General features: G+C 70.7%; 22 protein-coding genes and 2 pseudogenes. 19 read left to right on the top strand and 5 right to left on the bottom strand.

The features are described 5' to 3' along the window. Positions 1–43 precede the first annotated feature (43 nt). The 4 genes from ACIA5D_RS01425 (at position 44) to dapB (ending at position 5,465) form a co-directional block, all read left to right on the top strand. Positions 44–2,377: a polyribonucleotide nucleotidyltransferase gene (locus tag ACIA5D_RS01425; protein ID WP_396027845.1), complete on the top strand. Its 2,334-nt coding sequence runs from the start codon at positions 44–46 to the stop codon at positions 2,375–2,377. Between the two features lie 6 nt (positions 2,378–2,383). After that, positions 2,384–3,730, top strand: coding sequence for a M16 family metallopeptidase (locus ACIA5D_RS01420; RefSeq protein WP_396027844.1), 1,347 nt, complete (start codon positions 2,384–2,386; stop codon positions 3,728–3,730). A 96-nt stretch (positions 3,731–3,826) separates the two neighbouring features. Continuing rightward, positions 3,827–4,723 (top strand): phosphatase PAP2 family protein, encoded by an 897-nt coding sequence (locus tag ACIA5D_RS01415; RefSeq protein WP_396028562.1) that lies wholly within the window; start codon positions 3,827–3,829, stop codon positions 4,721–4,723. After that, positions 4,716–5,465, top strand: a complete 750-nt coding sequence (gene dapB / locus ACIA5D_RS01410; RefSeq protein WP_396027843.1) for a 4-hydroxy-tetrahydrodipicolinate reductase — start codon at positions 4,716–4,718, stop codon at positions 5,463–5,465. Before ACIA5D_RS01415 ends, dapB begins: the two co-directional genes overlap by 8 nt. Here dapB and ACIA5D_RS01405 read toward each other — a convergent pair. Continuing rightward, positions 5,451–7,367, bottom strand: coding sequence for a glycogen debranching N-terminal domain-containing protein (locus ACIA5D_RS01405; RefSeq protein WP_396027842.1), 1,917 nt, complete (start codon positions 7,365–7,367; stop codon positions 5,451–5,453). The two genes, dapB and ACIA5D_RS01405, sit on opposite strands and share 15 nt — an antisense overlap. A 120-nt stretch (positions 7,368–7,487) precedes the next feature. Between ACIA5D_RS01405 and ACIA5D_RS01400 the strand changes: the two genes are divergently transcribed. From ACIA5D_RS01400 to ACIA5D_RS01365, 8 genes and pseudogenes are all read left to right on the top strand, one after another. Continuing rightward, complete coding sequence (locus ACIA5D_RS01400) at positions 7,488–8,453, top strand: LacI family DNA-binding transcriptional regulator (protein WP_396027841.1); 966 nt, start codon at positions 7,488–7,490, stop codon at positions 8,451–8,453. A gap of 20 nt (positions 8,454–8,473) precedes the next feature. Further along, positions 8,474–9,697: an extracellular solute-binding protein gene (locus tag ACIA5D_RS01395; RefSeq protein WP_396027840.1), complete on the top strand. Its 1,224-nt coding sequence runs from the start codon at positions 8,474–8,476 to the stop codon at positions 9,695–9,697. Between the two features lie 2 nt (positions 9,698–9,699). After that, positions 9,700–10,722 carry a carbohydrate ABC transporter permease gene (locus tag ACIA5D_RS01390; RefSeq protein ID WP_396027839.1) on the top strand — a complete coding sequence of 341 codons (1,023 nt, stop codon included), beginning with the start codon at positions 9,700–9,702 and terminating at the stop codon, positions 10,720–10,722. Then, positions 10,719–11,555: a carbohydrate ABC transporter permease gene (locus tag ACIA5D_RS01385; RefSeq protein ID WP_396027838.1), complete on the top strand. Its 837-nt coding sequence runs from the start codon at positions 10,719–10,721 to the stop codon at positions 11,553–11,555. The genes ACIA5D_RS01390 and ACIA5D_RS01385 overlap by 4 nt, the downstream gene beginning before the upstream one ends. Positions 11,556–11,579: 24 nt before the next feature. Next, positions 11,580–12,017: a hypothetical protein gene (locus tag ACIA5D_RS01380; protein ID WP_396027837.1), complete on the top strand. Its 438-nt coding sequence runs from the start codon at positions 11,580–11,582 to the stop codon at positions 12,015–12,017. Beyond that, entirely contained in the window at positions 12,014–12,871 is an 858-nt protein-coding gene (locus tag ACIA5D_RS01375; RefSeq protein WP_396027836.1) for an MFS transporter permease, read from the top strand. Before ACIA5D_RS01380 ends, ACIA5D_RS01375 begins: the two co-directional genes overlap by 4 nt. 45 nt (positions 12,872–12,916) lie before the next feature. Continuing rightward, positions 12,917–13,222: pseudogene (locus ACIA5D_RS01370) on the top strand (AAA family ATPase); the annotation flags it as partial. Continuing rightward, positions 13,215–14,196: pseudogene (locus tag ACIA5D_RS01365) on the top strand (VWA-like domain-containing protein). The pseudogenes ACIA5D_RS01370 and ACIA5D_RS01365, both read left to right, overlap by 8 nt. A 105-nt stretch (positions 14,197–14,301) precedes the next feature. Here ACIA5D_RS01365 and ACIA5D_RS01360 read toward each other — a convergent pair. Together ACIA5D_RS01360 and ACIA5D_RS01355 are read right to left on the bottom strand one after the other, a co-directional pair. Continuing rightward, the gene (locus tag ACIA5D_RS01360; protein WP_396028561.1) at positions 14,302–14,709 is read right to left on the bottom strand and encodes a thiol-disulfide oxidoreductase DCC family protein; all 408 of its coding nucleotides are present in this window, start codon (positions 14,707–14,709) and stop codon (positions 14,302–14,304) included. After that, positions 14,697–15,269: a GNAT family N-acetyltransferase gene (locus ACIA5D_RS01355; RefSeq protein WP_396027835.1), complete on the bottom strand. Its 573-nt coding sequence runs from the start codon at positions 15,267–15,269 to the stop codon at positions 14,697–14,699. The genes ACIA5D_RS01360 and ACIA5D_RS01355 overlap by 13 nt, the downstream gene beginning before the upstream one ends. A 175-nt stretch (positions 15,270–15,444) precedes the next feature. Between ACIA5D_RS01355 and ACIA5D_RS01350 the strand changes: the two genes are divergently transcribed. The 6 genes from ACIA5D_RS01350 (at position 15,445) to ACIA5D_RS01325 (ending at position 21,892) form a co-directional block, all read left to right on the top strand. Next, positions 15,445–16,671, top strand: coding sequence for a winged helix-turn-helix domain-containing protein (locus tag ACIA5D_RS01350; protein ID WP_396027834.1), 1,227 nt, complete (start codon positions 15,445–15,447; stop codon positions 16,669–16,671). Beyond that, on the top strand, positions 16,668–17,183 hold the full coding sequence (locus tag ACIA5D_RS01345) for a DUF2752 domain-containing protein (protein WP_396027833.1): 516 nt from the start codon (positions 16,668–16,670) through the stop codon (positions 17,181–17,183). The genes ACIA5D_RS01350 and ACIA5D_RS01345 overlap by 4 nt, the downstream gene beginning before the upstream one ends. A gap of 25 nt (positions 17,184–17,208) precedes the next feature. Continuing rightward, positions 17,209–18,102, top strand: coding sequence for a 4-hydroxy-tetrahydrodipicolinate synthase (gene dapA, locus ACIA5D_RS01340; protein WP_396027832.1), 894 nt, complete (start codon positions 17,209–17,211; stop codon positions 18,100–18,102). A 16-nt stretch (positions 18,103–18,118) separates the two neighbouring features. After that, entirely contained in the window at positions 18,119–19,807 is a 1,689-nt protein-coding gene (locus tag ACIA5D_RS01335; RefSeq protein WP_396027831.1) for a ribonuclease J, read from the top strand. 78 nt (positions 19,808–19,885) lie between these two features. Next, positions 19,886–21,445, top strand: a complete 1,560-nt coding sequence (locus ACIA5D_RS01330) for a S1 family peptidase (protein WP_396027830.1) — start codon at positions 19,886–19,888, stop codon at positions 21,443–21,445. Between the two features lie 60 nt (positions 21,446–21,505). Then, on the top strand, positions 21,506–21,892 hold the full coding sequence (locus ACIA5D_RS01325) for a DUF2784 domain-containing protein (RefSeq protein ID WP_396027829.1): 387 nt from the start codon (positions 21,506–21,508) through the stop codon (positions 21,890–21,892). On the opposite strand, the gene ACIA5D_RS01320 is transcribed toward ACIA5D_RS01325, so the two are convergent. Further along, positions 21,816–22,238: a YbjN domain-containing protein gene (locus tag ACIA5D_RS01320; RefSeq protein WP_396027828.1), complete on the bottom strand. Its 423-nt coding sequence runs from the start codon at positions 22,236–22,238 to the stop codon at positions 21,816–21,818. The two genes, ACIA5D_RS01325 and ACIA5D_RS01320, sit on opposite strands and share 77 nt — an antisense overlap. Before the next feature lie 65 nt (positions 22,239–22,303). Here ACIA5D_RS01320 and ACIA5D_RS01315 point away from each other — a divergent pair, with 65 nt between their 5' ends. Then, positions 22,304–24,799: a DNA translocase FtsK gene (locus ACIA5D_RS01315; protein ID WP_396027827.1), complete on the top strand. Its 2,496-nt coding sequence runs from the start codon at positions 22,304–22,306 to the stop codon at positions 24,797–24,799. Here ACIA5D_RS01315 and ACIA5D_RS01310 read toward each other — a convergent pair. Beyond that, positions 24,750–25,991: a hypothetical protein gene (locus ACIA5D_RS01310; protein WP_396027826.1), complete on the bottom strand. Its 1,242-nt coding sequence runs from the start codon at positions 25,989–25,991 to the stop codon at positions 24,750–24,752. The two genes, ACIA5D_RS01315 and ACIA5D_RS01310, sit on opposite strands and share 50 nt — an antisense overlap. Positions 25,992–26,060 lie beyond the last annotated feature (69 nt).

Below are 26,060 nucleotides of genomic sequence, written 5' to 3'. Positions count from 1 at the left end.
GTAGCAGACCGCCGGGTCCTCGACGAAGGAGTTCCGCAACACCATGACAGAGCAGAACGCTCTTGGTACCGAGTCGCGTACCGCCATCATCGACAACGGTGCCTTCGGCACCCGCGAGGTGACCTTCTCCACCGGCCGCCTGGCCAAGCAGGCCGCCGGCTCGGTCATCGTCCGGCTGGGCGACACCGTCGTCCTCTCGGCGACGACCGCCAGCAAGGCGCCCAAGGAGCACTTCGACTTCTTCCCGCTCACGGTGGACGTCGAGGAGCGCATGTACGCCGCGGGCCGCATCCCCGGCTCGTTCTTCCGCCGCGAGGGCCGCCCGAGCGAGGACGCGATCCTCACCTGCCGCCTGATCGACCGGCCGCTGCGCCCGTCGTTCACCAAGGGCCTGCGCAACGAGGTCCAGGTCGTCGAGACGATCCTGGCGCTCGACCCGGCCCACCCGTACGACGTGGTCGCCATGAACGGCGCCTCGATGTCGACGAAGCTCTCCGGCCTGCCGTTCAGCGGCCCGGTCGGTTCGACGCGCGTCGCGCACGTCGAGGGCCAGTGGGTCGCGTTCCCGACCCTGGAGGAGCTCGAGCGGGCCACCTTCGACATGGTCGTGGCCGGTCGGGTCCTGCCGGACGGCGACGTCGCGATCATGATGGTGGAGGCCGAGGCCACCCCGCACGCGATCAAGCTGATCTCGGCCGGCGCCACGGCGCCCACCGAGGAGGTCGTGGCCAGCGGCCTGGAGGCCGCCAAGCCGGCCATCCGCGAGCTGTGCCGCGCGCAGAGCGAGCTGGCCGAGATCGCCGCCAAGCCGGTCGCCGACTACCCGGTCTTCCTCGACTACCAGGACGACGTCTTCGGCGCCGTCGCGGAGGCCGTCCGCGAGGAGACCGCCGAGGCGCTGAAGATCGCCGCCAAGCAGGAGCGCGAGGAAGCCCTCGACCTGATCAAGGCGAAGGCGCACGACCTGTTCGACGAGCGGTTCGAGGGTCGCGAGAAGGAGATCAGCGCCGCCTTCCGGTCGCTGACCAAGTCCGAGGTGCGCGCCCGCGTGCTGCGCGAGCAGATCCGCATCGACGGCCGCGGCCCGCGCGACATCCGGCCGCTGACCGCTCAGGTCGGCGTCCTGCCGCGGGTGCACGGCTCGGCCCTGTTCGAGCGTGGCGAGACCCAGATCCTGGGCGTCAGCACGCTGAACATGCTGCGGCTGGAGCAGACGCTGGACACCCTCGCCCCCGAGAAGTCCAAGCGCTACATGCACAACTACAACTTCCCGCCGTACTCGACCGGTGAGACCGGCCGGGTCGGCTCGCCGAAGCGCCGCGAGATCGGCCACGGCGCGCTGGCCGAGCGGGCCCTGGTGCCCGTGCTGCCGTCGCGCGAGGAGTTCCCGTACGCGATCCGCCAGGTCTCCGAGGCCCTCAGCTCGAACGGCTCCACCTCGATGGGCTCGGTCTGCGCCTCGACGCTGTCCCTGCTGTCGGCGGGTGTGCCGCTGAAGGCGCCGGTCGCCGGCATCGCGATGGGCCTCATCTCCGACGAGGTCGACGGCAAGACGCAGTACGTCGCGCTCACCGACATCCTCGGCGCCGAGGACGCGTTCGGCGACATGGACTTCAAGGTCGCCGGCACCAGCGAGTTCGTCACCGCGCTGCAGCTCGACACCAAGCTCGACGGGATCCCGTCCGACGTGCTGGCGTCCGCCCTGCAGCAGGCCCACGAGGCCCGCGCCACGATCCTCGGGGTCATGGAGCAGGCGATCAACGCCCCGGCCGAGATGTCCGAGTACGCCCCGCGCGTCACCTCGGTCAAGATCCCGGTCGACAAGATCGGCATGGTGATCGGCCCCAAGGGCCAGACGATCAACGCGATCCAGGACGAGACCGGCGCCGACATCTCGATCGAGGACGACGGCACGATCTACGTCGGCGCGACCAACGGCCCGTCGGCCGAGGCCGCGGTCGAGCGGATCAACGCGATCGCCAACCCGACGCTGCCGAAGATCGGCGACAAGTTCCTCGGCACCGTGGTGAAGACGGCCGCGTTCGGCGCGTTCGTCTCGCTGCTGCCCGGCCGCGACGGCCTGCTGCACATCTCCAAGGTGGGCGACGGCAAGCGGGTCGAGAAGGTCGAGGACTTCCTCAACGTCGGCGACAAGGTCGAGGTGTCCATCGCGGACATCGACGCCCGCGGCAAGATCTACCTGGACAAGGTCCGCCCCGAGGGCGAGGAGGCCCCGGCCGCGGCCGAGGGTCAGTCCTCGCGGCCCCCTCGTGAGGACCGTGGCCCGCGCGGCGACCGTGGCGAGGGCGGCGAGCCCCGGCGGCGCCGTCAGCGTTCCGGCGGCGAGCGCAGCGACCGTGCGCCCCGCAGCGAGTAATCACAGGTGACAACGAGTTCCTCCCGCGGGCCGGCCGTAAGGCCGGCCCGCGGCACTGAGCAGGGAAGAGCCAGCACCAAGACGCTGCAGGACGGTGTGCGGCGCACGACCCTGCCGAGTGGCCTGCGCATCATCACCGAGGCGATCCCGGGCTCGCGCAGCGCGTCGCTCGGCGTCTGGGTCGGGATCGGCTCGCGCGACGAGACGCCGGCCATGTCCGGCGCGTCGCACTTCCTCGAGCACCTGCTCTTCAAGGGCACGCACAAGCGCACGGCGCTGCAGATCTCGGCCGAGATCGAGGCGGTCGGCGGCGAGACCAACGCCTTCACCACGAAGGAATACACCTGCTACTACGCGCGGGTGCTCGACATCGACCTGCCGCTGGCGGTCGACGTGCTCTGCGACGCGGTGTCCGACTCGGTCCTCGAGCCGGCCGACGTGGAGATCGAGCGCGGCGTCATCCTCGAAGAGATCGCCATGCACGAGGACGAGCCGAGCGACGAGGTGCACGACGTCTTCACCGAGGCGATCTTCGGCGACCACCCGCTGGGCCGGCTCATCTCGGGGACCGAGGAATCGATCACCCCGATGACCCGCACCCAGATCAACGGCTTCTACCGGCGCCGCTACACGGCGCCGCACATCGTGATCGCGGCCGCGGGCAGCCTCGAGCACGCCACCGTCGTACGGCTGGTGCGCAAGGCCCTCGCCGGCACCGCGCTGGACTCGCCGGACGCCGGCCCGGCCGGCCCCCGCGCCGGAAGCAAGCGGGTCCGGCACCAGAAGCCGCACACCGTGGTGCGCAACCGGGACACCGAGCAGGCACACGTGGTGCTGGGCGGGGTCGGCATCGGCCGCCACGACGAGCGCCGGTTCGCCCTGGGCGTGCTCAACAACGTGCTCGGCGGCGGCATGTCGAGCCGCCTCTTCCAGGAGATCCGCGAGAAGCGGGGCCTGGCCTACTCGGTCTACTCGTACGCGAGCCAGTACGCCGACGCCGGCCTGTTCGGCGTCTACGCCGGCTGCGCGCCCGGCAAGGTCGAGGAGGTCCTCGACCTGACCCGCACCGAGCTCGCCCGGGTGGCGTCCAAGGGCCTCACGGCCGAGGAGATCGCCCGCGGCAAGGGGATGGTCAAGGGCTCGTACGTGCTGGGGCTCGAGGACTCGGGCTCGCGGATGAGCCGGCTCGCCAAGTCCGAGCTGCTCCACGGCGACCTGATGAGCGTGGACGAGTTGCTCGGGCGGGTCGACGCGGTCACCGCGGACGACATCGACGCGATCGCGGCCGAGCTGCTCGCGCAACCGATGTCGCTGGCCGTGGTCGGTCCGTTCGACGAGGCCGCGTTCTCCTAGAGAACCCTCCGGTTAACCTTGGACCCCGTGACAACGCTGGAGACACCGCCCGAGACACCCGTGGTTCCCGATGTGCGCAAGCGCCGCATCGCCGGGATGGTCGTCTGGGCGGTGGTCTTCATCCTGTTCGTGGCGTTCGTCGGGGTGCCCACCAGCGACCCGCTCGTCGCGTTCGGGTGGCTCTGGCTGGCCACCATCGCCTGGCGCAACTACCGGCCCTGGCGGGAGCACCTGCTGTTCCTGCGCGACTGGCTGCCGGTCGTGCTGCTGCTGGTCTTCTACAACGTCTCCCGGGGCTCGGCCGACAAGTTCTTCGCCCCGCACGTCCACTTCATGATCGACGCGGACGAGGGGATGTTCGGCTGGTTCACCGGCGGGCGCATCCCCACGATCTGGCTGCAGCAGCATCTGTACGAGCCCGGCCACGTCCAGTGGTGGGAAGTGGCGGTCACGCTCGTCTACGTGTCGCACTTCCTCACGGTGCCGACCGTGGCGGTGGTGCTGTGGGTGCGCAACCGGGGTCAGTCGTACCGGTTCATGCGTCGCTGGATCACGCTCAGCCTGGCCGGGCTGGTCACGTACTTCCTCTACCCGGCGGCGCCGCCGTGGTGGGCCTGGGAGAACGGCGCGCTCAGCGAGCCGGTGCAGCGCATCTCGTCCAACGGCTTCGAGGCGATCGGGCTGCACAGCGCCGGCAACACGCTCAACGCGCTGCAGGCCGATCAGTCGAATCCGGTCGCCGCCATGCCGTCACTGCATACGGCGTACGCGCTGATGGCTGTTGCCTTTTTCCTGCCGATGGTGAAAAGGCGATGGTGGCCGCTGTTGCTGGCGTATCCGCTGGCCATGACGTTCACGCTGGTCTACACGGGTGAGCATTATGTGGCGGACGTGCTGGTGGGCTGGGTCTACGTCGGGCTCACCTTCGTGCTGGTGGGTGTGGGGGAGCGCTGGTGGGCCGGGCGCCGTGCGTTAAATTCTCGGGGTGACTGACTCGATTCGCGTTGGTGTGCTCGGTGCCCGCGGCCGCATGGGCCTCGAGGTGTGCAAGGCGGTGGACGCCGCCGACGATCTCGAGCTGGTCGCGATGATCGACCAGGACGACGTGCTGTTCAGCGCGGCCGACGCCGGCGCGCAGGTGCTTGTCGACTTCACCCACCCCGGCGCGGTGATGGACAACGTGCGCTGGGCGATCGATCAGGGCATCAGCATCGTGGTCGGCACGACCGGCTTCACCGACGAGCGGATCGACCAGGTGCGCGGCTGGCTGTCGGGCAAGCCCGGGATCGGGGTGCTGATCGCGCCCAACTTCGGCATCGGGGCGCTGCTGATGATGCGCTTCTCGGCCATCGCGGCGAAGTACTTCGAGTCGGTCGAGATCATCGAGCAGCATCACCCGCGCAAGCTCGACGCCCCCAGCGGCACGTCGATGCACACGGCCAAGCTGATCGCCGAGGCCCGCGCCGCGGCCGGCAGCCCGCCGATGCCCGACGCCACCAAGGAAGAGCTCGACGGCGCCCGCGGCGCCACGGTCGAGGGCGTGCGGGTGCACTCGGTGCGCGCCTCCGGCCTGGTGGCCCACCAGGAGGTGCTGTTCGGCAGCGCCGGCGAGACGCTGACGATCCGGCACGACTCCCTCGACCGGGTGTCGTTCATGCCGGGCGTGCTGCTCGCGGTCCGCAACGTGCTGAGCCGCCCGGGCCTGACGATCGGCCTCGACTCACTGCTCGACTGACAAGCCCGGCGGGAGGCCGGTCAGGGTCGCGCCGTCGAACGACACGGCGTGACCGGCGATCTGGAGGCCGGTCACCGTGGGCGCGCCCGGTAGCGGGTTGAGGCGGACCACGCCGTTCGGGACGTCGGGCTCGAGGCCCAGCCACGCCTGCAGCATCAGGATCGCGGCGGCCGACGACCAGGCCTGCGGGTGGCAGGCGGCGGGGTAGGCGACCGGGCGGGACAGCTCGGTACGCGCGTCGCCGCCGTACAGCTCGGGCAGGCGGAAGTCGAAGGTCTCGGCCGCGGCGAGCAGGCCGTCGAACAGGGTGAGGGCCTCGGCGGCGAAGCCGCCCCGGGCCAGGCCGGCGGCGACGATCGCGGTGTCGTGGGCCCAGACCGAGCCGCAGTGGTACGACAGCGGGGCGAACCCGCGGTCGGCGGCGGACATCGTGCGCAGGCCGTAGGCGCCGGACATCGCCGGGTCGGCCAGCGCCGCGGCCACCCGGGCCTCCTCCGCGGCGGTCAGCAGGCCGGTGCCGAGCAGGTGGCCGGCGTTGCTGGTCAGCGAGTCGACCGGGCGCTTGTCGCCGTCGAGGGCGAGGGCGGGGTAGCGGCCCTCGTCGACCCAGAAGGCGGCCCGGAAGCGGTCGCCCATGGCGGCGGCCCAGGAGCGCCAGTGGTCGCCACCGGGGCGGCCGAAGGCGTCCAGCAGGGCGGCGCCGTCGAGGGCCGCGCGGTACGCGTACCCCTGCACCTCGGCCAGCGCGATCGGCGGCGCGGCCAGGCGGCCGTCGTGGAAGCGGATCGCGTCGCCCGAGTCCTTCCAGCCCTGGTTGGCAAGGCCGCGGCCGGTGTCGTCGAGGTACTCGAGGAAGCCGTCGCCATCGGGGTCGGCGTGGTCGCCGAGCCAGGCCAGCGCGGCCTCGAGGTGCGGCAGCAGACCTTCCACCACGCCGCCCCAGCGCCAGGCGTCGTGCATCAGGCTGATCCACAGCAGCGTGGCGTCGATCGTGCCGTAGTAGGTGGCCGGCAGCGTCTGCGAGACATCCGTGCGCCGTAGCTCGTGCATGATCTTGCCGGGGGCCTCGCCGGTCTCGGGGTCGATCTTCTCGCCCTGGCGGCGGGCCAGCGCCCCCAGCGTGCCGAGCGCCAGGTCGGTGCCGAGCGGCAGCATCATGCGGGCCGCCCACAGGCTGTCGCGGCCGAAGAGCGTGAGGTACCACGGCACGCCGGCGCCGAGGAACGTGTCGCCGTCGTCGATCGCGGTGGTCAGGCGCAGCGCGGCCAGGTCGTCGAGGGACTGGGCGACCAGCCGTTCGACCCGCCGGTCGCGGGCCCGGACGCCGGGCCGCGAGAACGCGCCGCGCCGTCCGGGCAGCATCACCGCGTCGGGGTCGTCGACCGTGGCCGACCAGCGCAGGACCGTGGACTGACCGGGCGCGAGCGTGACCTCCCAGGTGCGGTACGGGTCGACCCGCACCATGACGCGCCCGGGTGAGGACGCAACGGCGCGACCGGCCTTCACCGCCTCGATCGGGGCGAAGTCGCTCGCGGTCTCGACCGTGACCCTGGTGGTGACCGGCACGGTCGCCGACGAGACGATCTCGATCTCTTCCTCGATAACGCCGGGCTTGATGCGCCGGGTGCGGACGATGCGGACGGTCGGGTCGGCGATCTCGTCACCCAGCCAGCGGGCGACCGAGACGAAGCGGGTCGCGCCCGGGCCGGCCGGCGCCCACCCGATCGGGTCGGGTGAGCGGTCGTCGAGACGCAGCACGGCCGCCGACAGCACGCGGCGGTCGGCGTGGAAGACGCCCTGCACACCGGCCGGCCGGATCTGCCCGTCCGGGCCGGACAGCGCCGTGGTGGGCGCCGCGATCGTGGGGACCAGGTCGTGCAGCAGCGGCTGAAGAGACCTCACGCGTACTCCTTGACAGGTCGTCCGAAGCGGTGCAATGTCTGAAACATTCCGGCAACTTGAACGATCCAATCGTGCCGCACACGAATTAGATCGTTCAAGTCCTACGAAAAGGAAAATTAGGTGGAAAAGGTCACGATCGCTACGGTCGCCGAGAGAGCGGGGGTCTCCCGCCAGACCGTGTCGAACGTGATCAACGCGCCCGAGGTCGTCCGGCCCGAAACCCGCGATCGGGTGCGCGAGGCCATCACGTCCCTCGGTTATCGCGTCAACCAGGCCGCCCGCCAGATGCGCACCGGCCGCTCCAAGCTCCTCGCCGTGCGCATCGAGCCGGCCCGCGACGGCATCAACGGCTCGGTGCTCGACCGCTTCCTGCACGGCCTCACCGACGCCGCGGCGGTGGCCGGCTACCGGGTGATGCTCTACACGGCGGCCGGCGATGCCGCCGAGATCGCCACCTACGACGAGCTGCTCACCGCGTACGACCTGGACGGCTTCGTGCTGACCAGCACCCACCACGGCGACCCCCGCACCTCCTGGCTGGCCGAGCGCGGTGTGCCGTTCGTGACCTTCGGCCGGCCATGGGGCGCACCCGAAACCCACTCGTGGGTCGACGTCGACAACGCGGCCGGCACCGCGGCGGCCACTCGGCGGCTGATCGAGACCGGGCACACGCGGATCGGCTTTCTCGGCTGGCCGGCGGGGTCGGGTGTCGGCGACGCCCGGCGTCTGGGCTGGGCATCGACGATGGCTGGTCCGGATCTCGAGGGCCTCGCCGTGGCGGCGGACGACGGCGTCGACACCGGCGCGGCCGCCGCCGCGCTCCTTCCGAAAGACATCACTGCCGTCGTCTGCGCCAGCGATTCCCTCGCGCTCGGCGCGATGCGCGCTCTTCCCGGCCGCGCGGTCGTCGGCTTCGACGACACGGCGGTCGCCCAGGCCATCGGACTCACCAGCGTCAGCCAGCCGCTGGCCGAGGCCGCCGGCCGCTGCATGGACATGCTGGCCGAGCTCCTCGACGGCCGTGCACCCAACCATCCGACCCAGCTGTTGCTCCCGCCGTCCCTGGTGGTGCGCCGGACGGCCTGAATCCCCCCTTGGAGAAACGGATGACCAGGAGACTCCTCGCCGCGGTCGCCGGCGGACTACTTCTCGCCACCAGCGCCTGTGGCAGCGGCTTCGACGACGACACCAAGACCCAGCAGAGCAGCGGACCCGCCAGCATCCAGATCATGATCGCGTCCTCCGGCGACGCCGAGACCAAGGCCGTGCAGGACGCGGCGGCCGCGTGGGCCAAGTCCAGCGGCAACACCGCGACGGTCACCCCGGCCCAGGACATCGTGCAGCAGCTCGGGCAGGCGCTGGCCGGAAGCACCCCGCCGGACGTCTTCTACGTCGACGCGGCCCGCTTCGCCGACTACGCGAGCGTCGGCGCGCTCGAGCCGTACGCGCAGGACATGGGCGGTGATTTCCTGCCCGCGCTCAACCAGTCGTTCACCTGGGACGGGAAGCTGTACTGCGTGCCCAAGGACGTCTCGACCCTGGCCCTGGCGATCAACACCGACCTGTGGTCGAAGGCCGGTCTGACCGACGCCGACTACCCGACGACCTGGGACCAGCTGACCGCCGTCGCGCAGAAGCTCAAGGGGACCGGCGCCACGCCGCTGGCGATCGGCGACACCCGCGACCGGATCGGCGCCTTCCTGGTGCAGGCGGGCGGCTGGTGGGTCAGCAAGGACGGCAAGCAGCCCACCGCCGACACGCCGCAGAACGAGCAGGCCCTGACCTACGTGCAGTCGCTGCTCAAGAACGGCCTGGCCAAGTACCCGAAGGCGCTCGACGCGGGCTGGGCCGGCGAGGCGTTCGGCAAGGGCAAGGCCGCCATGACCATCGAGGGCAACTGGATCCGGGGCGCGCTCAAGACCGACTTCCCGAACGTCAAGTACACGGTGAAGGAGCTGCCGGCCGGTCCGGCCGGCAAGGGCACGCTGTCGTTCACCCAGTGCTGGGGCATCGCCGCCAAGAGCACGCACAAGCAGCAGGCGATGGACTTCGTGAAGGCGATGACGACGGCCGACCAGCAGAACGCGTTCACCAAGGCGTTCGGCGTGATGCCCTCGCGGCAGGACGCGCAGGCGAACTACCAGCAGCAGAACCCGGACGACGCGCCGTTCGTGGCCGGCTCGCAGTACGCACAGGGACCGGTGAACGCGCCCAAGATGGACAGCGTCCTCGCCGACCTCGACTCCCAGCTGCAAGGCCTGCAGAACGGCAATCCGAAGGCGATACTGCAGCGCTTCGACAAGAACGCCAAGACGGCCCTCGGCGGTTGAGCATGGCGAGCGGCATCCGCGGCAACGAGCGCGGCGCGGGGTGGCTCTTCGTCGCCCCCGCCGTGGCCGTCCTCGGCGTCTTCATGTTGCTGCCGATCTTCATGGCCCTCTGGGTGAGCCTCACCCGCTGGAACGGGCAGGGCAGCCCGTTCACCTCGAGCGTGCCGTTCGCGGGGATCGACAACTACACCAAGCTGTTCGCCGAGGACGGCCTGGCCCGCCAGGACTTCATGACCAGCGTGCGCAACAACGGCTACTACGTGCTCTTCGTGGTGCCGATCCAGACGGCTCTCGCCCTCGGCCTGGCACTCGTGGTCAACAACCGGTTCCTCAAGAGCAAGGGCTTCTTCCGTACGGCGTTCTACTTCCCCTCGGTGACCAGCTCGGTCGCGATCAGCGTGGTGTTCCTGTTCATGTTCGCGAACACCGGTGCGATCAACGCGGTGCTCGGCGCCTTCGGGATCAGCGGACCGCTGTGGTTCTCCGACCCGCGCGGGGTGTTCCACCTGGTGCTCGACTGGGTGGGGCTGACGAACGAGAACGCGCCGCCGTCCGCGCTCGTCGATCACGGCGTCCTCGGCCTGAGCTGGTGGGACTGGACCTCCGGCCCGAGCGTCGCGATGTGCGCGATCATCACGCTGGTGGTGTGGACGACGTCCGGCACGTTCATGCTGATGTTCCTGGCCGCCCTGCAGAACCTGCCGGTCCAGCTCGACGAGGCCGGGATGATCGACGGTGCTTCGCGCTGGCAGCGGTTCCGCTTCATCACGCTTCCGCAGCTGCGGCCCACGCTGTTCCTGGTGCTCACGCTCGGACTGATCGCCACCTGGCAGGTCTTCGACCAGATCTATGTGATGAGCCAGGGCAACCCGGCCAAGACCACGCTGACGCCCGCGTTCCTCTCGTACCGCACGGCGTTCCGCGACTTCGACTACGGCTCGGGGGCGGCGATCTCGTTCGTGCTCTTCGTCCTGATCGTCGTGCTCACCCTGTTCCAGCGGTGGGCCATGCGGGAGCGCCGATGACCACTCGTACCCTGGCCTCACGCTTCCTCGGCTACTCGATCCTGATCTTCTTCGCGATCGTGTTCCTGTACCCGTTCGTGATCCAGATCGCGAACTCGTTCAAAACCGAGGCGGACGCGTCGGCCAACCCGCTCTCGCCGGTGCCGCACCCGTTCACCACCGCCGCGTTCGACCGCATCTTCAGTGGCACCGCGTTCACCACCTGGATCGGCAACTCGGTGCTGGTCACCGTGGTCGTGACACTCGGGCGGGTGCTGTTCGCCTCGATGGCCGGGTACGCGCTGGCCCGGTTGCGCTTCCCCGGCCGGCCGCTGCTGTTCGCGGGGCTCATCTCGCTGATGGCGGTGCCGCCGGTGGTGCTGTTCATCCCCAAGTTCCTGGTCCTCAACCAGCTGGGGATCTACAACAGCTACACGGCGCTGATCGTGCCGCTGCTGGTCGACGCCACCGGGATCTTCATCATGAAGCAGTTCTTCGAGTCGGTGCCGGTCAGCGTCGAGGAGGCGGCCCGCATCGACGGCGCCGGGGTGTTCCGGACGTTCTGGTCGGTGGTGCTGCCGACCGCCAAGCCGGCGCTGATCACGCTCACGATCCTGTCGTTCCAGGGGTCGTGGAACGAGTTCACCCACTCACTCATCTCGGTGCAGGACCCGTCGCTGTTCACCCTGCCGCGAGGGCTGGCCGACCTGGTCAGCGGGTCGCTCGGATCGGGCACGCAGTACCCGCTCAAGCTGGGCGCGGCGCTGCTGGCCACCATCCCGGTCGCCATCATCTTCGTAACGTTCCAGCGCTACTTCGTGCGTGACGCCAACGAGGGCACCGAAAGGGGCTGACTTCAGGTTGTAGGTTGGCTCGCGATGAACGAGCTTTCTGCCCGCGGCCGGTGGATCAGGGTCGCCGCCACCCTGGTGTTCGGGGCGCTGCTGCTCGCGGGCACGGTTGCCGGAGCCGACGACGACTTCCCCTTCGGGCCTTTCCGGATGTACGCCACGGGACCCGACCCGAACGGGGACGCCAAGGACACCCGGGTCGAAGGGGTTGATACCTCCGGCCGCACGGTGCAACTCACCGAAGGCAACAGTGGGATCCGGCGGGCCGAGATCGAGGGCCAGGAGGGCGCGTACGTGTCGACGCCGTCCCGCCTCGCCGAGGTCGCGGCGGCGTATCAGGAACACTCGCCTGGCGCGGCGCCGCTGCGCGAGGTGCGGATCGTCGTGCGGTGGCACGGCATCGAGCATGCCCGGCCCACCGGCACCTACCGTGACCAGGTCATCGCCGCATGGACGCGGCCATGAGGTGGCTCTTCTCGCCGGTCCCGCTGGGCCGGATCGCCGCGTTCCGCACGCTCGTCTACCTGTTCGTCGCCGCCGACCTGGTGATCTTCACGCCGTGGGTGCGGGCGCACGCCAACACCCCGGGCGAGCTCTACCAGCCACTGTTCGTCGGCCGGCTGCTGCACCTGCCCACGCCGACGCCGCTGATCGTGCACTCGATCTTCTGGGCCCTGATCGTGCTGGCCCTGGCCGCGGCGACCGGCCGGGCGCCGCGGGCGCTGGGCTGGGCGGTCTTCGCGCTCTACTTCGAGTGGATGATCATCGCGATGAGCTACGGCAAGGTCGACCACGACCGGGTCGGGTTCCTCGTGGCGCTCGCGGTGCTGCCCACGATCGGGAAGGCGCGGCACGGCGACAAGACCCTGTCGGCGGCCGGCGGGTGGGCGCTGCGGGTCACCCAGATCGCGGTGGTCTGCACCTACTTCCTGGCGGCGTGGGCGAAGCTGCGGTTCGGCGGCCTCGACTGGCCGACCAGCGCGGTGCTCGCTCAGGCCATCATCCGGCGCGGCACCTGGGCGGCCGACCAGATCGCGGTGGTGCCGGGGCTGCTGATCGTGGCCCAGTTCGGGATCATCGCCTTCGAGCTGCTCAGCCCACTGATCTTCGTGGTGCCGCAGCGGTGGCGGTGGGCGGTGGTGGCGGCGTACTTCTACTCGTTCCACCTGATGACGTTCGCCATGATCACGATCTCGTTCGCCCCGCACCTGGTCGCGATGACCAGCTTCCTGGCGCTCGAGAAGGTGCGCCCCGTCGTGTGGGTCCGGCACCGCATGGGCCGGGTCGCCGAAACGGGGGAGCCGGAACTGGTGACTTAGCGGTACCCCCGTCCGCGATGAGAATCTTCTCGTGCCGAGGGGAGGCCCCGTCCACGCAAGGTGAGTGCTGATGCGCTCGGTTCTTGCGGACGGCGCGGCGACCTGCGCCAGGCCGTGCTCGACGCGGTGGTGGCCGCGGTGCGGCGACGGCCGGAGCGGGAGCGCTGGGACGCGGCCTGGGCGCTGCTCGCCCGGGCGCTGGAGACCGGTGCGCCCGACCTGGTCGTGGTGCCGGCGAGCACGCTGGCCGCGCTGCGCCAGGATGACTGGCCGGTCCCGTCGGCGATCGACCGCCTGGCCGGCGCGATCTCGGTGACCCGGCTTGCCCGCGCGGGTGCGGCGCATGGATGAGGCGAAGCTGTACGCCGCCCGGCTCGCGGCAACCCGCGCACGGCCCTATCTGGCGGCGGCGCTGTTCGCGCTGCGGCCGGTCGAGTCACAGCGGGCGCCGACGATGGCGGTGGATCGCCACTGGCGCTGTTACATCTCGCCGGCGTTCGTGGCGGTGACCCCGCTCGACGAGTTGGCCGGGGTCTGGGTGCACGAGGTCTCGCATCTGCTGCGCGACCATCACGGGTGCAGCGACCGGTATGCGCAACGACATGAGCTGCGCGGGCGGGGCGAGCGGCTGCGGATGAACATCGCCGCCGACCTGGAGATCAACGACGACGTGTACGGCGACGGCCTCGCCGAACCGTCCGGCGCGGCCCATCCCCGGCGGCTCAACCTGCCCGAGGGCGAGCTGATGGAGGAGTACCTGGGGCGGTTCCGGCTCGGGCCGTACACGCGGGACCTCGCCTGGTTGGACTGCGGGAGCGGGGCCGACGGGCTGGACCGGGAGTGGGACCTCGGGCCGGACGGCGCGCACGGGCTGACCGCCGAGGAGCGCGACGCCGTCCGGTTCCGGGTGGCGCAGGGGATCGCCGGGCATCCGGGGAACGGTGGTGATCGACACCTCCGGGTCGGTGAGCGATTCCGCGCTGGGCAGCGCGCTGCTCGAGGTGGCCGCCATCGGGCGGGCGGCCGGCGGGCGGCGCGATCACGTGAGCGTGCTGTCCTGCGACGCGGCGGCGGGGGCCGCCCAATCGCTGTGCCGGGCGGAGGGGATTCCGCTGATCGGGGGCGGCGGGACGGATCTGCGTGAGGGCTTCGACCGGGCGCTGTCGGCGCGGCCCCGGCCGGACGTGCTCGTGGTGCTGACCGATGGGCAGACGCCGTGGCCCGAGTCGCCACCGGGACGGCCGACGGTGATCGGGCTGTTTCCGCGGCCCGAGACCTACCGCGAACCGCCGCCGTCATGGGCCCGCGTCGTCAAGATCGGTTGAGCCCGTGCCGGGCCGGCGCCACCGGACACAGCCCGGCGCTCCCGCGAGGGACGGTGAGTTGCAGCCGGCTGGGGTGGCGAAACGGGTGCCTGTCGCTGCCCGTACCTATGAGGTATTTTCTCCGAAGAGCAAGTCGCGCTGAGCTTGAGGTAGCGAGCATGCCGCCGTGCCGCCCGGGAGCAGGTGGCGGTGGTCGGCGATCCAGCGGTAGGCCGGCCAGGCGGCGAGCCGGACGGGTGCGATCCCCAGGGCGCCGCCCGCGACCTGCCAGAAACGGCCGGCGTCCTTCAGTAGCAGGGCGATGGCGTCGGGGCCGGAGGCTTGCGTTTCTCCGGAGACCCACTGGACAGCCTCTTCGCACTCCTCCTGCGTGAGCCCGAGGGAGTCCAGGTCGGCGAACTGCCACGGGATGATCCGCGCGCGGGTGGGGATGCGGCGCTCGATGAACTCGGCGCAGGTGGTGCAGAAGGAGCAGTCGCCGTCGTAGACGAAGGTGGCGGTCACGACGGCAATTCTGCGCTCAGGTCGACGTGCAGGCGCAACTGGGGGACCAGCATGTCGTCGACGTCGAGCGCGCGGCCGGCGCCGTCGGGGGACCAGCCCGCCGAGGCCAGGAACTTCTGCGTCGCCGCGTCCTGCTCGTAGGCCCAGGCCACGGCGTGCGTGAAGCCGTCCTCGCGCCAGAGGTCGACGGTCGCGGAAAGCAGCCGGCTGCCGTGGCCGCGGCGGCCCCAGCGCGGCTCGACCAGCATGTCGGTGATCGCCGCGAAGTCGTCGGGCAGCGACGGCTCCTCGGGGGCCAGGGCCTCGTCGTCGGCGGGGCCGGCGGCCGCGAAACCGACCACCTCGGTGGCCGACTCGCCCTGCTCGACGGCGATGAGCACGCGATGGCGCGGCGACGGGAGCTGCTGGATCGTCTGGCGCCAGGCGCCGGCCAGGGTCGCCTCGTCGAGGCCGGCCAGGACGTGCGGGGGGAACATCCGCCGGTACGCCGTGCGCCAGGTGGAGAGCTGGATGCGGGCGATCTCCGCGGCGTCCTCGGGACGCGCGGGACGGACGAAACCGAGTGCCATGCCGCGAGCCTACAGAGGGGTGGCGTAGCGCAATTCCGGCAGCTCCGCCGTCGTGCCGCGCGGCGCCACCAGGGTCTGCGATCCGGGCGTGACCGGCCGGGTGCGCAAGTGATCGGCGCGCACTGCGGGCTCGAGCGAGTGATTTTGTCGTACCCCCGGTCTAGCGTGCTCAGCGATGGCACTCGAATCGCTCTCCGTCGCTCAGGCCCGGCGCGTCGCGCTCGCGGCCCAGGGCTTCACCGACCCGAAACCGGGCGGTGCCACCGACCTGCGTCACCTGCGCCGCGTGCTGCGCCGGCTGCATCTGATCCAGATGGATTCGGTGAATGTGCTGCAGCGCGCCCACTTCATGCCGCTCTACAGCCGCCTCGGCCCCTACCCGGTCGATCTGCTCGAGCGGGCCGCCTACCGAAAGCCCCGGGAGCTGTTCGAGTTCTGGGGTCACGAGGCCTCGCTGATCACCACCGACCTCCAGCCGCTGTTCCGCTGGCGCATGGCCCGGGCGGCCGATTTCGCCTGGGGCAACATGAAACGCGTCGTGGCCGAGCAGCCCGAGCTGGTGGCCTGGGTGCTCGACGAGGTGCGTGCCCGCGGGCCGATCACCGCGGCCGAGATCGAGCACGACGCGCCCCGCCGCAAGGACCACTGGGGGTGGAACTGGTCGGTGGTCAAACAGGCGCTCGAGTGGCTGTTCTTCACCGGCCAGGTGACTGCGGCCGAGCGCACGACGTCGTTCGCCCGGCGCTACGACCTGCCGTCACGGGTGCTGCCCGCGTCGGTGCTCGACGCTCCGACCCCGGCCTATCCCGATGCGATCCGGGCGCTGGTCGAGATGTCCGCGCGGGCGCTCGGGGTGGCCGCCGAGCCGGAGATCCGCGATTACTTCCGGTTGCCGGTCGAGGGCTTCAAGCAGGCGGTGTCCGAGCTCGTCGAAGACAAGGTGCTGATCCCCGTGACGGTGAAGGGGTGGAAGCAGCCGGCCTACCTGCACCATCTCGCCAAGATCCCGCGGTGGGTCCGGGCGGCGACTCTCGTCAGCCCCTTCGACCCGCTGATCTGGGAGCGCGGCCGAACCGAGCGATTGTTCGATTTGTCCTATCGTATAGAGATATATGTTCCTGCGCCGCAGCGCCTCTACGGCTACTACGTGCTGCCGTTCCTGCTGGGTGATCGTTTCGCGGCCCGGGTCGATCTCAAGGCCGACCGCAAGGCCGGCGAGTTGCAGATCCCGGCCGCCTGGCTCGAGCCGACGGCCGACCAAGAGGAGACCGCTGCCGCGCTGGCCGTCGAGCTCCATCGGCTGGCCGGCTGGCTGGGCCTGCACACGATCACGACCCCGGCCAAGGGCGACTTCGCCGGCCCGCTGAGCGCTGCGCTCGCGGGTGTACCGTCGCAGCCATGACCCTGGCAGATGAGCCCGTGCAGGGTCCGCCCCTGCCACCGGGGTGGGGTTACGCGCCGCCACGCCCCGACCCGGTCACCCGGTTCGTCCAGCGCGTCTGGACCAAGTCGCCGGTCTGGGCCGCCCCGGTCGCGCTGCTCGTCTGCATGTCCGGCGCGGTGGGCTACACGCTGGCCACCCACCCGGCCGACGCGGGCGCCGGCGACGCGCCGACCTGCCTGCTCAAGTACACGACCGGATTCGTCTGTCCGGGCTGCGGCGGCACCCGGGCGGCGTGGTACCTGTTGCACGGCGACGTCCCCGCGGCCGCCCGGCACCACGCGGTCTTCACGTTCGCCGTCCCGTTCCTGCTGTACATGTACGTGGCCTGGGCCGGAAAACGGCTGTTCAACTGGAACCTGCCGCAGCTCAGGATCGGTCCGGGGGCGATGATCGCCTTCGTGGCGGTCTGGGGCGTCTGGAGCGTGCTGCGTAACCTGCCCTGGGCCCCGTTCACCGCTTTCTACGTCTGAGCGGCGCGTCCGATAGGTTGTCGGTATGACGCACGACCCGCGACCCTTCGGACGGCTACTGACCGCCATGGTCACCCCGTTCGCTCCGGACGGCTCCCTCGACGTCGAGGGCGCGGCGAAATTGGCCACCTATCTCGTCGACGAGCAGCGTAACGACGCGCTCGTGATCAGCGGGACCACCGGCGAGTCCCCGACCACCTCCGACGCCGAAAAGGAGACGCTGCTCCGCGCGGTCATCGAGGCGGTCGGCGACCGTGCCCGGGTGGTCGCGGGCGTCGGCACCAACAACACGGCACACACGATCGAGCTGGCACACGCCGCGCAGAAGGCGGGCGCCAACGGCTTGCTGGTCGTGACGCCGTATTACAACAAGCCCCCGCAGGCCGGCGTCGCCCGGCACTTCCTGACCGTGGCCGACGCCGTCGACCTGCCGATCATGGTGTACGACATCCCGCACCGGGCCGGCACGGCGATCGCCACCGAGACCATGCTCCAGATAGCGGAGCACGAGCGGATCGTCGCGGTCAAGGACGCCAAGGGCGACTTCACCGCCTCCTCCGTGGTCACCGCCCGCACCGGCCTGGCCTATTACTCCGGCGACGACGCGGCCACGCTGCCGCTGCTCGCGGTCGGCGGGGTCGGCCTCGTCGGCACGTCCACCCACTTCACCGGGCCCATCGCCAAAGACATGATCGAGGCGTACGAGCGGGGCGACGTCGCCGCCGCCCTGGCCCTGCACCGGAAGGCGTTGCCGCTGTTCACCGGCATCTTCCGGTCACCCGGCACCATGCTGGTGAAGGCCGGCCTGCGAGTCCGCGGGCTGCCCGCCGGCCCGGTGCGGTCTCCGCTGGTCGACGCCGGCGACGAAGAACTGAACCAGTTGCGCGAGGACGCCGCGAAAGCCGGCATCGTCCTCTAATCAGAGAAAGACGCGAATGAGTCAAGCTCACGTGGAGCTGGATCCGCCACCGCCGCTGCCGGAGGGCGCCCTGCGCGTCACACCGCTCGGTGGGCTCGGGGCCATCGGCCGCAACATGACCGTGCTCGAGTTCGACGGCAAGCTGCTCATCATCGACTGCGGGGTGCTCTTCCCCGACGTCGAGCAGCCCGGTGTCGACCTGATCCTGCCCGACTTCACCCCGATCCTCGACCGCCTCGACGACGTCCAGGCGATCGTGCTCACTCACGGCCACGAGGACCACATCGGCGCCGTGCCCTACCTGCTGGCCCACAAGGCCGACATACCGCTGGTCGGCTCCGAGTTCACGCTCGCGCTGGTCGAGGCCAAGCTGGCCGAGCGGCGGCTCGACCCGTACACGCTGACCGTGCGGGAAGGGCAGACCGAGCGGCTCGGCCCGTTCGAGTGCGAGTTCTTCGCGGTCAACCACTCCATCCCCGACGCGCTGGCGGTCGCCGTGCGCACGCCGGCCGGCCTGGTGCTGCACACCGGCGACTTCAAGATGGACCAGGTGCCGCTGGACGGCCGCATCACCGACCTGGCCGGCTTCGCCCGGCTCGGGGCCGAGGGTGTCGACCTGCTGCTGAGCGACTCGACGAACGCCGAGGTGCCCGGTTTCGTGTCGCCCGAGCGTGACATCGGCCCGGTGCTCAGCTCGATCTTCAGCAAGGCCCGCGGCCGCATCATCGTGGCCAGCTTCGCCTCGCACGTGCACCGCGTGCAGCAGGTGATGGACGCCGCCTGGGAATACGACCGCAAGGTCGCCCTGATCGGCCGATCGATGGTGCGCAACATGGGCATCGCCCGCGACCTCGGTCTGCTGAACATCCCGGAAGGCCTGCTGGTCAGCCTCGACGAAGCGACCAACATGCCGGGCGACGAGATCGTCTTCATGTCGACCGGGTCGCAGGGCGAGCCGATGAGCGCGCTCGGCCGCATGGCGACCGGCGATCACCGGCACATCACCATCGAGCCGGGCGACACCGTCGTGCTGGCCAGCTCGCTGGTGCCGGGCAACGAGACCTCGGTCTACCGGGTGATCAACCGCCTCTCCCGGGCCGGCGCCACGGTGATCCACAAGGAGACGGCCCGGGTGCACGTCTCCGGCCACGCCCCGGCCGGCGAGCTGCTGTTCCTGCTCAACGTGGTGCGGCCGAGCAACCTCATGCCGGTGCACGGCGAGTGGCGGCACCTGCGCGCGCATGCCCAGCTCGGCATCGAGTCGGGCGTGGCGGCCGACCGGGTGGTGCTCTGCGAGGACGGCGACGTCGTCGACATGGTCGAGGGGCACGCCCGGCACGTCGGCCGGGTGGCCAACCGCTACGTGTACGTGGACGGCCTCGCGGTCGGCGACGTCAGCGAGTCGTTGCTCACCGAGCGCCGGATCCTCGGCGACGGCGGCTTCATCTCGGCCACCGTGGTGATCGACTCGGTCACCGGCAAGGTCGTCGGCGAGCCGAGCATCTCGGCCAAGGGCTTCTCCGAAGACCCCGAGGCGTTCAACCCGGTCATCCCGCTGCTGACCGCGGCGCTGCACCGCTCGGCCGAGGACGGCATCACCGACACCCACCAGTTGCAGCAGGTGGTGCGCCGTACGGTGGGTCGCTGGGTCAACGACGCCTATCGACGACGGCCGATGATTGTGCCGACGGTCGTCGAAGTCTGAACCTTCCGCACGCGAGGTCCGTACCTCAGGTCACGGTGCCGCCCCCACGGCACCTGTGGCTGAGGGGAGTTCCTCGAGATGCAGCGCAGCAGGATCGCCGTGGCGGCGGCGGTCGTGGCGGCGGTCGGAGCGGCGGTGGCCTTCACGTTGCCGTCGATGGCCGGCACCACGTCGTCGACGAAGGCCGCTCCGACCAGGTCCGATGTGTCCCCGCAGATACTCGCGGCGATGGCACGCGACCTGGGCTTGGATGGTGACCAGGCGACGGCCCGGCTCAAGCGGGCAAAATGGGCGTCCGGCGTGTCCGCCACGCTGGCGGCCAAGACCGGCTCGGACTTCGGCGGCGCTTGGCTTGCCACCGATGGCACGACGCTGAAGATCGCGATCACCGATCCGGCCGCGGAGGAAGCGGTACGCGCTGCGGGCGCGGTGCCGGTGCTGGTCAAGCGCAGCGAGCAGACGCTGATCACCGCGAAGGAGAAGCTGGACGCGGTGCGCGCGGACGCGGCCGGAGTGACCGGTTGGTACGTCGACGTGCAGACCAACAAGCTCGTCGTGGTGGCCAAGCCGGGCAGGACCGCGGCGGCGAAGAGCCTCGCGTCGGAGGCCGGCGTGAAGAGCGACGCGGTCACCGTGCTGAGCAGCTCGGCCACCCCGAAGCCGCTGTTCGACGTGCGTGGCGCCGACCCGTACTTCATCTCGTTGGACGGCGGCACCGCCCGCTGCTCGATCGGCTTCTCGGTCGAGGGCGGCTTCGTGACCGCCGGACACTGCGGCACGCCGGGCGACGAGACGTCCGGCTTCAACCAGCAGGCCCAGGGTGTCGTCAAGGCGTCGGTCTTCCCCGGCGACGCCGACATGGGCTTCGTCGAGGTCAACGGCGACTGGACCCCGCGCGCGGTGGTCAACGACTTCCAGGGCAACGAGCTCCCGGTGGCGGGCAGCACCGAGGCGCCGGTGGGCGCGGCGATCTGCCGCTCCGGCTCGACCACGGGCACCCACTGCGGCACGATCCTGGCGAAGAACCAGACGGTCGTGTACCCGGAGGGCGCGGTCACCGGCCTGACCCGGACCAACGTCTGCGCCGAGGGCGGTGACTCCGGCGGGCCGTGGCTCTCCGGCGACCAGGCCCAGGGTGTGACCTCGGGCGGCTCGGGCGACTGCACGGTCGGCGGCGAGACGTTCTTCCAGCCGGTCAACGAGATCCTGGCGGCCGACAACCTCACGCTGGTGGTGAGCGGCGATGCTGCCGCCCCGCCCGCCGAGAGCGCCCCACCGGCCGAGAGCGCCCCGCCAGCTGAGAGCGCTCCGCCGGCCGAGGAGGCCAGCGCGTGTTCCCAGCTGCCCGTGCAGCGGGAGGGCGCGATCAACCGCTCCGGGTCGGCGCAGGCCACCCCGGGCAACGGCGCCTTCCGGGCCAACGCCGGCCGGCAGACCGCCTGCCTCGACGCCCCCGACGGCGCCGACTTCGACCTCTTCCTGCAGCGCCTGACCGGCAACGGCTTCCGTACCGTGGCCCGGGCGACCGGGGAGGGCGACAAGACCCTGAGGGTGAACGCGCGCTCGGGCACCTACCGGTACGTGGTCCGCGCAACCTCCGGCACGGGCTCGTACACCCTGGGGTTCTCCACCCCGTAACGGACAAGGCGGGGCCCACCCCACCTGCCGAGGGTGGCGCCCCGCCTTACCGTGGTTGATGTGTTCTTCGAAGCCGTCGCGCAAGTCGCCGTGGGCCTGCATTTCGCGTTCCTGGCCCTGGGACTGCTCGGCGGCTTCGCCGCGTGGCGCCGGCCGTGGCTGATCTGGTTCCAGGTCGCCGCGGCCACGTGGCTGCTGCTGGTGGTCGCCGCGAACCTGCCCTGCCCGCTCACCTGGGTGGAAGACCGGGCCCGCGCGCACGCCGGCCTGCCCGCGCACGAGGGCGGCTTCCTCGCCAACCATGTGGCCGGGCTCTTCTACCCCGTCGGGCACGAGCGGGCCGCGCAGATCGTCGCGGCCCTCGTGGTGCTCAGCTCGTGGGCCGGTTTTGTTTCAGCTCGGCGACGGCGTCAGCGAGCTGACAGCCCGTCGCGATCCCGCAGATGATCACCTGATCGAGCTGCTCGGGAGTGACGCCCTTCTCCCAGTCGGCGAGCACCTCGCCGATGACGTTGACCACGCCGTCGTCCTGGACGTGCACGTACGCCTTCGGCCAGAGCCGGTCGTGGTTCCACGAGTTGCAGAACTCGTAGAGCCGGACCACGTCTTCCATGCCGAACGCGTGCTGCACCATGGCGCGCACCTGGAGCATCTCGCCCTGTTCGCCGATCTGGAAGAAGTAGACCAGGTTGCCCTGGAAGTTGCCGACGACGTCGCCGTCCTCGTCGATCATGTAGCTGAACTCGCGCGCGTCCAGCACCGACTTGATCATTTCATGGGTCAAAGCCTGCACGGGACGACAGTAGCCCGCGGTGCGCCTTCACGTTCGCCGGGCGCATCGACGCTACGGTGTATTCCATGGCTGCCCGCACACCCCCGGCTCGTAAGCCGGCGCCGCGCAAGGCAGCCCCGCGCAAAGCGGCCTCGCGAAAGGCCACGCCGCGCCGGGCGACAACGACGCGTCGCCCGAGCGCGACCCGCGCGCGCCCCTCGGCAAGTTCGGTCCTGGCCGCCGGGGTCGGCCGCGGCGTCGGCGCCCTCTGGATGGGCGTCGCGCACAGCGTCGGCTGGGTGGCCCGCGGCGTCGGCCGCCAGGCCGCGACGGCCAAGGAGATCGACCCCGAGCACCGCCGCGACGGCGCCGGGCTGCTCATGCTCGGCCTGGCCATCCTGATCGGCGTCGCGGTCTGGGCGGGCAGCGCCGGCCCGGTCGGCAAGTGGCTGGCCGACGCGGTCCGGCTGTTCTTCGGCGGGCTCGCCGTGCTGCTCCCGCTGCTGCTGCTCTACGGCGCGATCCGGCTGATGCGCCGCCCCGCCGACCCCGAGCACCGCGGGCGCGGCGTGGTCGGCTGGACGGCGATCATTCTGGCCACCGCGTCGCTGCTGCACATCGCTCAGAAGCCCGAGACCCGCGGCGACCTGGCCACCGACAATGCCGGCGGCCTGCTCGGCTTCGGCGTCGGCGGGTTGCTCGAGCGGGCGGTGACCGCGTGGGTGGCGGTGCCGCTGCTGGTGCTGCTGTTCGTCTTCGGCCTGCTGGTGATCACCGCCACGCCGATCAACAAGATCCCGGAACGCGTTCTGCTGCTGGTCGACGTGCTGTTGGGCCGTAACACCGAGCGGGCGCCGCTGCCCGCGCCCGACATCGATCTCGACCTCGATTTCGACGAGGACGAGAATCCACCGGCCAAGCCCCGGCGCCCCGCGCGTCGCCGGCAGGGGTCGCTCGCCGATCTCGGCCTGGCCCCCGAGGAAGAGCCGCCGCCGGTCGACGACGACATCGTGCACGACGTCGTCCCCATTCCGAAGAGCCGGAAGAAGCCGTCGCCGCCCGACCATTCCCCGTTGCCGACCCGCGCCGAGCAGCTGGAGATCACCGCGCTCGAGGGCGACTACCACCTGCCCCCGCCCTCTCTGCTGGCCACCGGCGCGCCCGCGAAGGCCCGCAGCCGTGCCAACGACGAGGTGATGGCGGCGCTGGGCGTCGTCTTCGAGCAGTTCAACGTCGACGCCGTGGTCATCGGCTTCACCCGCGGCCCGACGGTCACCCGCTACGAGGTCGAGGTCGGCCCGGGCGTCAAGGTCGAGCGGATCACCCAGCTCTCCCGCAACATCGCGTACGCCGTGAAGTCGGCCGACGTGCGCATCCTCAGCCCGATCCCGGGCAAGAGCGCGGTCGGCGTCGAGATCCCGAACACCGACCCCGAGATGGTCTCGCTCGGCGACGTGCTGCGCTCGCGGGCGGCCACCAGCGACCACCACCCGATGCTGGTCGCGCTGGGCAAGGACATCGAGGGCGGCTTCGTGGTGGCCAACCTGGCCAAGATGCCGCACATCCTGATCGCGGGCGCCACCGGCGCGGGCAAGAGCTCCTGCCTCAACTCGCTGCTGGTGTCGATCCTGACCCGGGCCACGCCCGACGAGGTGCGGCTGCTGCTGGTCGACCCCAAGCGGGTCGAGATGACCGCGTACGAGGGGATCCCGCACCTCGTCACGCCGATCGTCACGAACCCGAAGAAGGCGGCGGACGCGCTCGAGTGGGTCGTCGGCGAGATGGACATGCGCTACGACGACCTCGCGGCCAACGGCGTACGCCACATCGACGACTTCAACCGCAAGGTGCGCAGCGGCGAGATCACGGCGCCGCCGGGCAGCGAGCGCGAGCTGAAGCCGTACCCCTATCTGCTGGTGATCGTCGACGAGCTCGCCGATCTCATGATGGTCGCGCCGCGCGACGTCGAAGACTCGGTCGTGCGGATCACCCAGCTGGCCCGGGCCGCCGGCATCCACCTCGTGCTCGCGACCCAACGCCCGAGCGTCGACGTCGTGACCGGCCTGATCAAGGCCAACGTTCCGTCCCGCCTGGCGTTCGCCACCTCCTCGCTGGCCGACTCGCGGGTCATCCTCGACCAGCCGGGCGCCGAGAAGCTGCTCGGTCGCGGCGACGGCCTCTTCCTGCCGATGGGCGCCTCCAAGCCGACCCGCATCCAGGGCGCGTGGGTGGAAGAGAAGGAGATCGCGTCGATCGTCAAGTTCTGCCGCGAGCAGCGCGAACCGGACTTCCGTGAGGGCGTGACCGACGCGCCGCCGAGCAAGAAGAAGCAGATCGACGAGGAGGTCGGCGACGACCTCGACCTGCTGCTCCAGGCGATCGAGCTGGTCGTGACCAGCCAGTTCGGCTCGACGTCGATGCTTCAGCGCAAGCTGCGGGTGGGCTTCGCGAAGGCCGGCCGGCTGATGGACCTGATGGAGCAGCGCGAGATCGTCGGGCCGTCCGAGGGCAGCAAGGCGCGCGACGTGCTGGTCAAGCCCGACGGGCTGGAAGAGGCCCTCGCCGGGCTCCGCGTGGACTGATTTCGGCCTCGAGCTCGGCCGGCGTGTCCGGGATCTCGGGCTTTTCAAGATCAAAGGCTTCTTTGAGTACGTGATGAGTCAGCGTTCCCAGGGCGGCGAGCATGAGGGCCGCCGGGACGATCAGCGGAAGCATGGCCGGCGAGCGGCCGCCGAAGAGGTAGGGCTCGTAGCAGAGCAGAGACGCCGCCTGGACGAGCAGCGGCACGGGCCACAGCCTCGGCCGGTAGAAGACCAGCACCACGGTCAACGCGTCGGCGAGGAAGAAGTAGCGCTCGTGCATGCCGGGCAGGAAGAACGGCATCGCGAGCGAGAAGAGCGCCGCGATCGCGACCAGCCGGCCCCGGACGACCCGGACATCTCGCACGATGAGGATGTAGCAGAGGCTCAAGATGATCACGGCCGTGAAGACGTAGCCCAGCGTGCGGACCGTGCCGGCGGCGGGGCCGGCCGGCATGAAGGCGTACAGGCTCGGCGCGCGATAGGTGAGGACCGGGATGTTCTTGGCCTGGCGCCCGAGGTCGTAGATGGTGAACAGCTCGACCGGGCTGCGGCCGGCCACCAGCGCGGGCAGGTCGAGCGTCAGGATGACGGCGGGTACGGCCAGGAACGTCCGCCAGGGCAGCCGCCCGCCCAGCGCGAGCAGCAACAGCAGCGGAAAGATGAAGATCCCCTGCGGCTTGATCGCGAGAGACACCGCGCACAGCGCCACCGCGGGCCACGGCCGGTCGCGTAAAAGGAAGTAGACCCCGCCGAGGGCGAAAGCCGCCCACATCGCGTCCATCTGGCCGTACCACGAGGCGTTGATCACCACGGTCGGCAGCAGGACCACCACCAGCGCGGCCGCCATCGGGATGCGGCGCCCGGCGAATTTCAGACCCACGATCTTGTACGCGAAGAAGGCGAGCAGCACGTCGAACACGACGAAGAGGGCCTTGAGCTTGAGGACGAGCGGCCCCGGCACGTAGAGCAGGGCCGCCAGCAGGTAGACGAACGGCGCGTTGTAGTTGCCGATCTCGTCGCCCACCCCGTGCCACGGGCCCACGGCCGCGATCTGGTGGTACCACATGTCGAAGATCGCCATGTCGTTCGTGCGCACTGCCCAGCCCGCCGAGCGGGCCAGCCCGGCGCACACCACGAGCGCGCCCACCAGCAGGGCCTCGGCATACGGGGGCTGTTTTCTGACGTTCGGCATCGTGCTGAGTATTACGGCCGCCGGGCCCGCGCCGATCAAACTGCGGCGTTACCGTCCGTGCGGGGGAAC

This window comes from Actinoplanes sp. NPDC051513 (genome assembly GCF_044454685.1).
In the GTDB taxonomy this organism is placed as follows: Bacteria; Actinomycetota; Actinomycetes; order Mycobacteriales; family Micromonosporaceae; genus Actinoplanes.
This window is presented reverse-complemented; position numbering and strand designations above follow the sequence as displayed.

Bases quoted from the DNA above. Each gene is read 5' to 3' on its own strand.
- ACIA5D_RS01425 (WP_396027845.1), top strand. From the start codon at position 44: ATGACAGAGCAGAACGCTCTTGGTACCGAGTCGCGTACCGCCATCATC.
- ACIA5D_RS01415 (WP_396028562.1), top strand. From the start codon at position 3,827: ATGGTCGTCTGGGCGGTGGTCTTCATCCTGTTCGTGGCGTTCGTCGGG.
- ACIA5D_RS01395 (WP_396027840.1), top strand. From the start codon at position 8,474: ATGACCAGGAGACTCCTCGCCGCGGTCGCCGGCGGACTACTTCTCGCC.
- ACIA5D_RS01390 (WP_396027839.1), top strand. From the start codon at position 9,700: ATGGCGAGCGGCATCCGCGGCAACGAGCGCGGCGCGGGGTGGCTCTTC.
- ACIA5D_RS01385 (WP_396027838.1), top strand. From the start codon at position 10,719: ATGACCACTCGTACCCTGGCCTCACGCTTCCTCGGCTACTCGATCCTG.
- ACIA5D_RS01380 (WP_396027837.1), top strand. From the start codon at position 11,580: ATGAACGAGCTTTCTGCCCGCGGCCGGTGGATCAGGGTCGCCGCCACC.
- ACIA5D_RS01375 (WP_396027836.1), top strand. From the start codon at position 12,014: ATGAGGTGGCTCTTCTCGCCGGTCCCGCTGGGCCGGATCGCCGCGTTC.
- ACIA5D_RS01355 (WP_396027835.1), bottom strand. From the start codon at position 15,269: ATGGCACTCGGTTTCGTCCGTCCCGCGCGTCCCGAGGACGCCGCGGAG.
- ACIA5D_RS01350 (WP_396027834.1), top strand. From the start codon at position 15,445: ATGGCACTCGAATCGCTCTCCGTCGCTCAGGCCCGGCGCGTCGCGCTC.
- ACIA5D_RS01345 (WP_396027833.1), top strand. From the start codon at position 16,668: ATGACCCTGGCAGATGAGCCCGTGCAGGGTCCGCCCCTGCCACCGGGG.
- dapA (WP_396027832.1), top strand. From the start codon at position 17,209: ATGACGCACGACCCGCGACCCTTCGGACGGCTACTGACCGCCATGGTC.
- ACIA5D_RS01335 (WP_396027831.1), top strand. From the start codon at position 18,119: ATGAGTCAAGCTCACGTGGAGCTGGATCCGCCACCGCCGCTGCCGGAG.
- ACIA5D_RS01330 (WP_396027830.1), top strand. From the start codon at position 19,886: ATGCAGCGCAGCAGGATCGCCGTGGCGGCGGCGGTCGTGGCGGCGGTC.
- ACIA5D_RS01315 (WP_396027827.1), top strand. From the start codon at position 22,304: ATGGCTGCCCGCACACCCCCGGCTCGTAAGCCGGCGCCGCGCAAGGCA.
- ACIA5D_RS01310 (WP_396027826.1), bottom strand. From the start codon at position 25,991: ATGCCGAACGTCAGAAAACAGCCCCCGTATGCCGAGGCCCTGCTGGTG.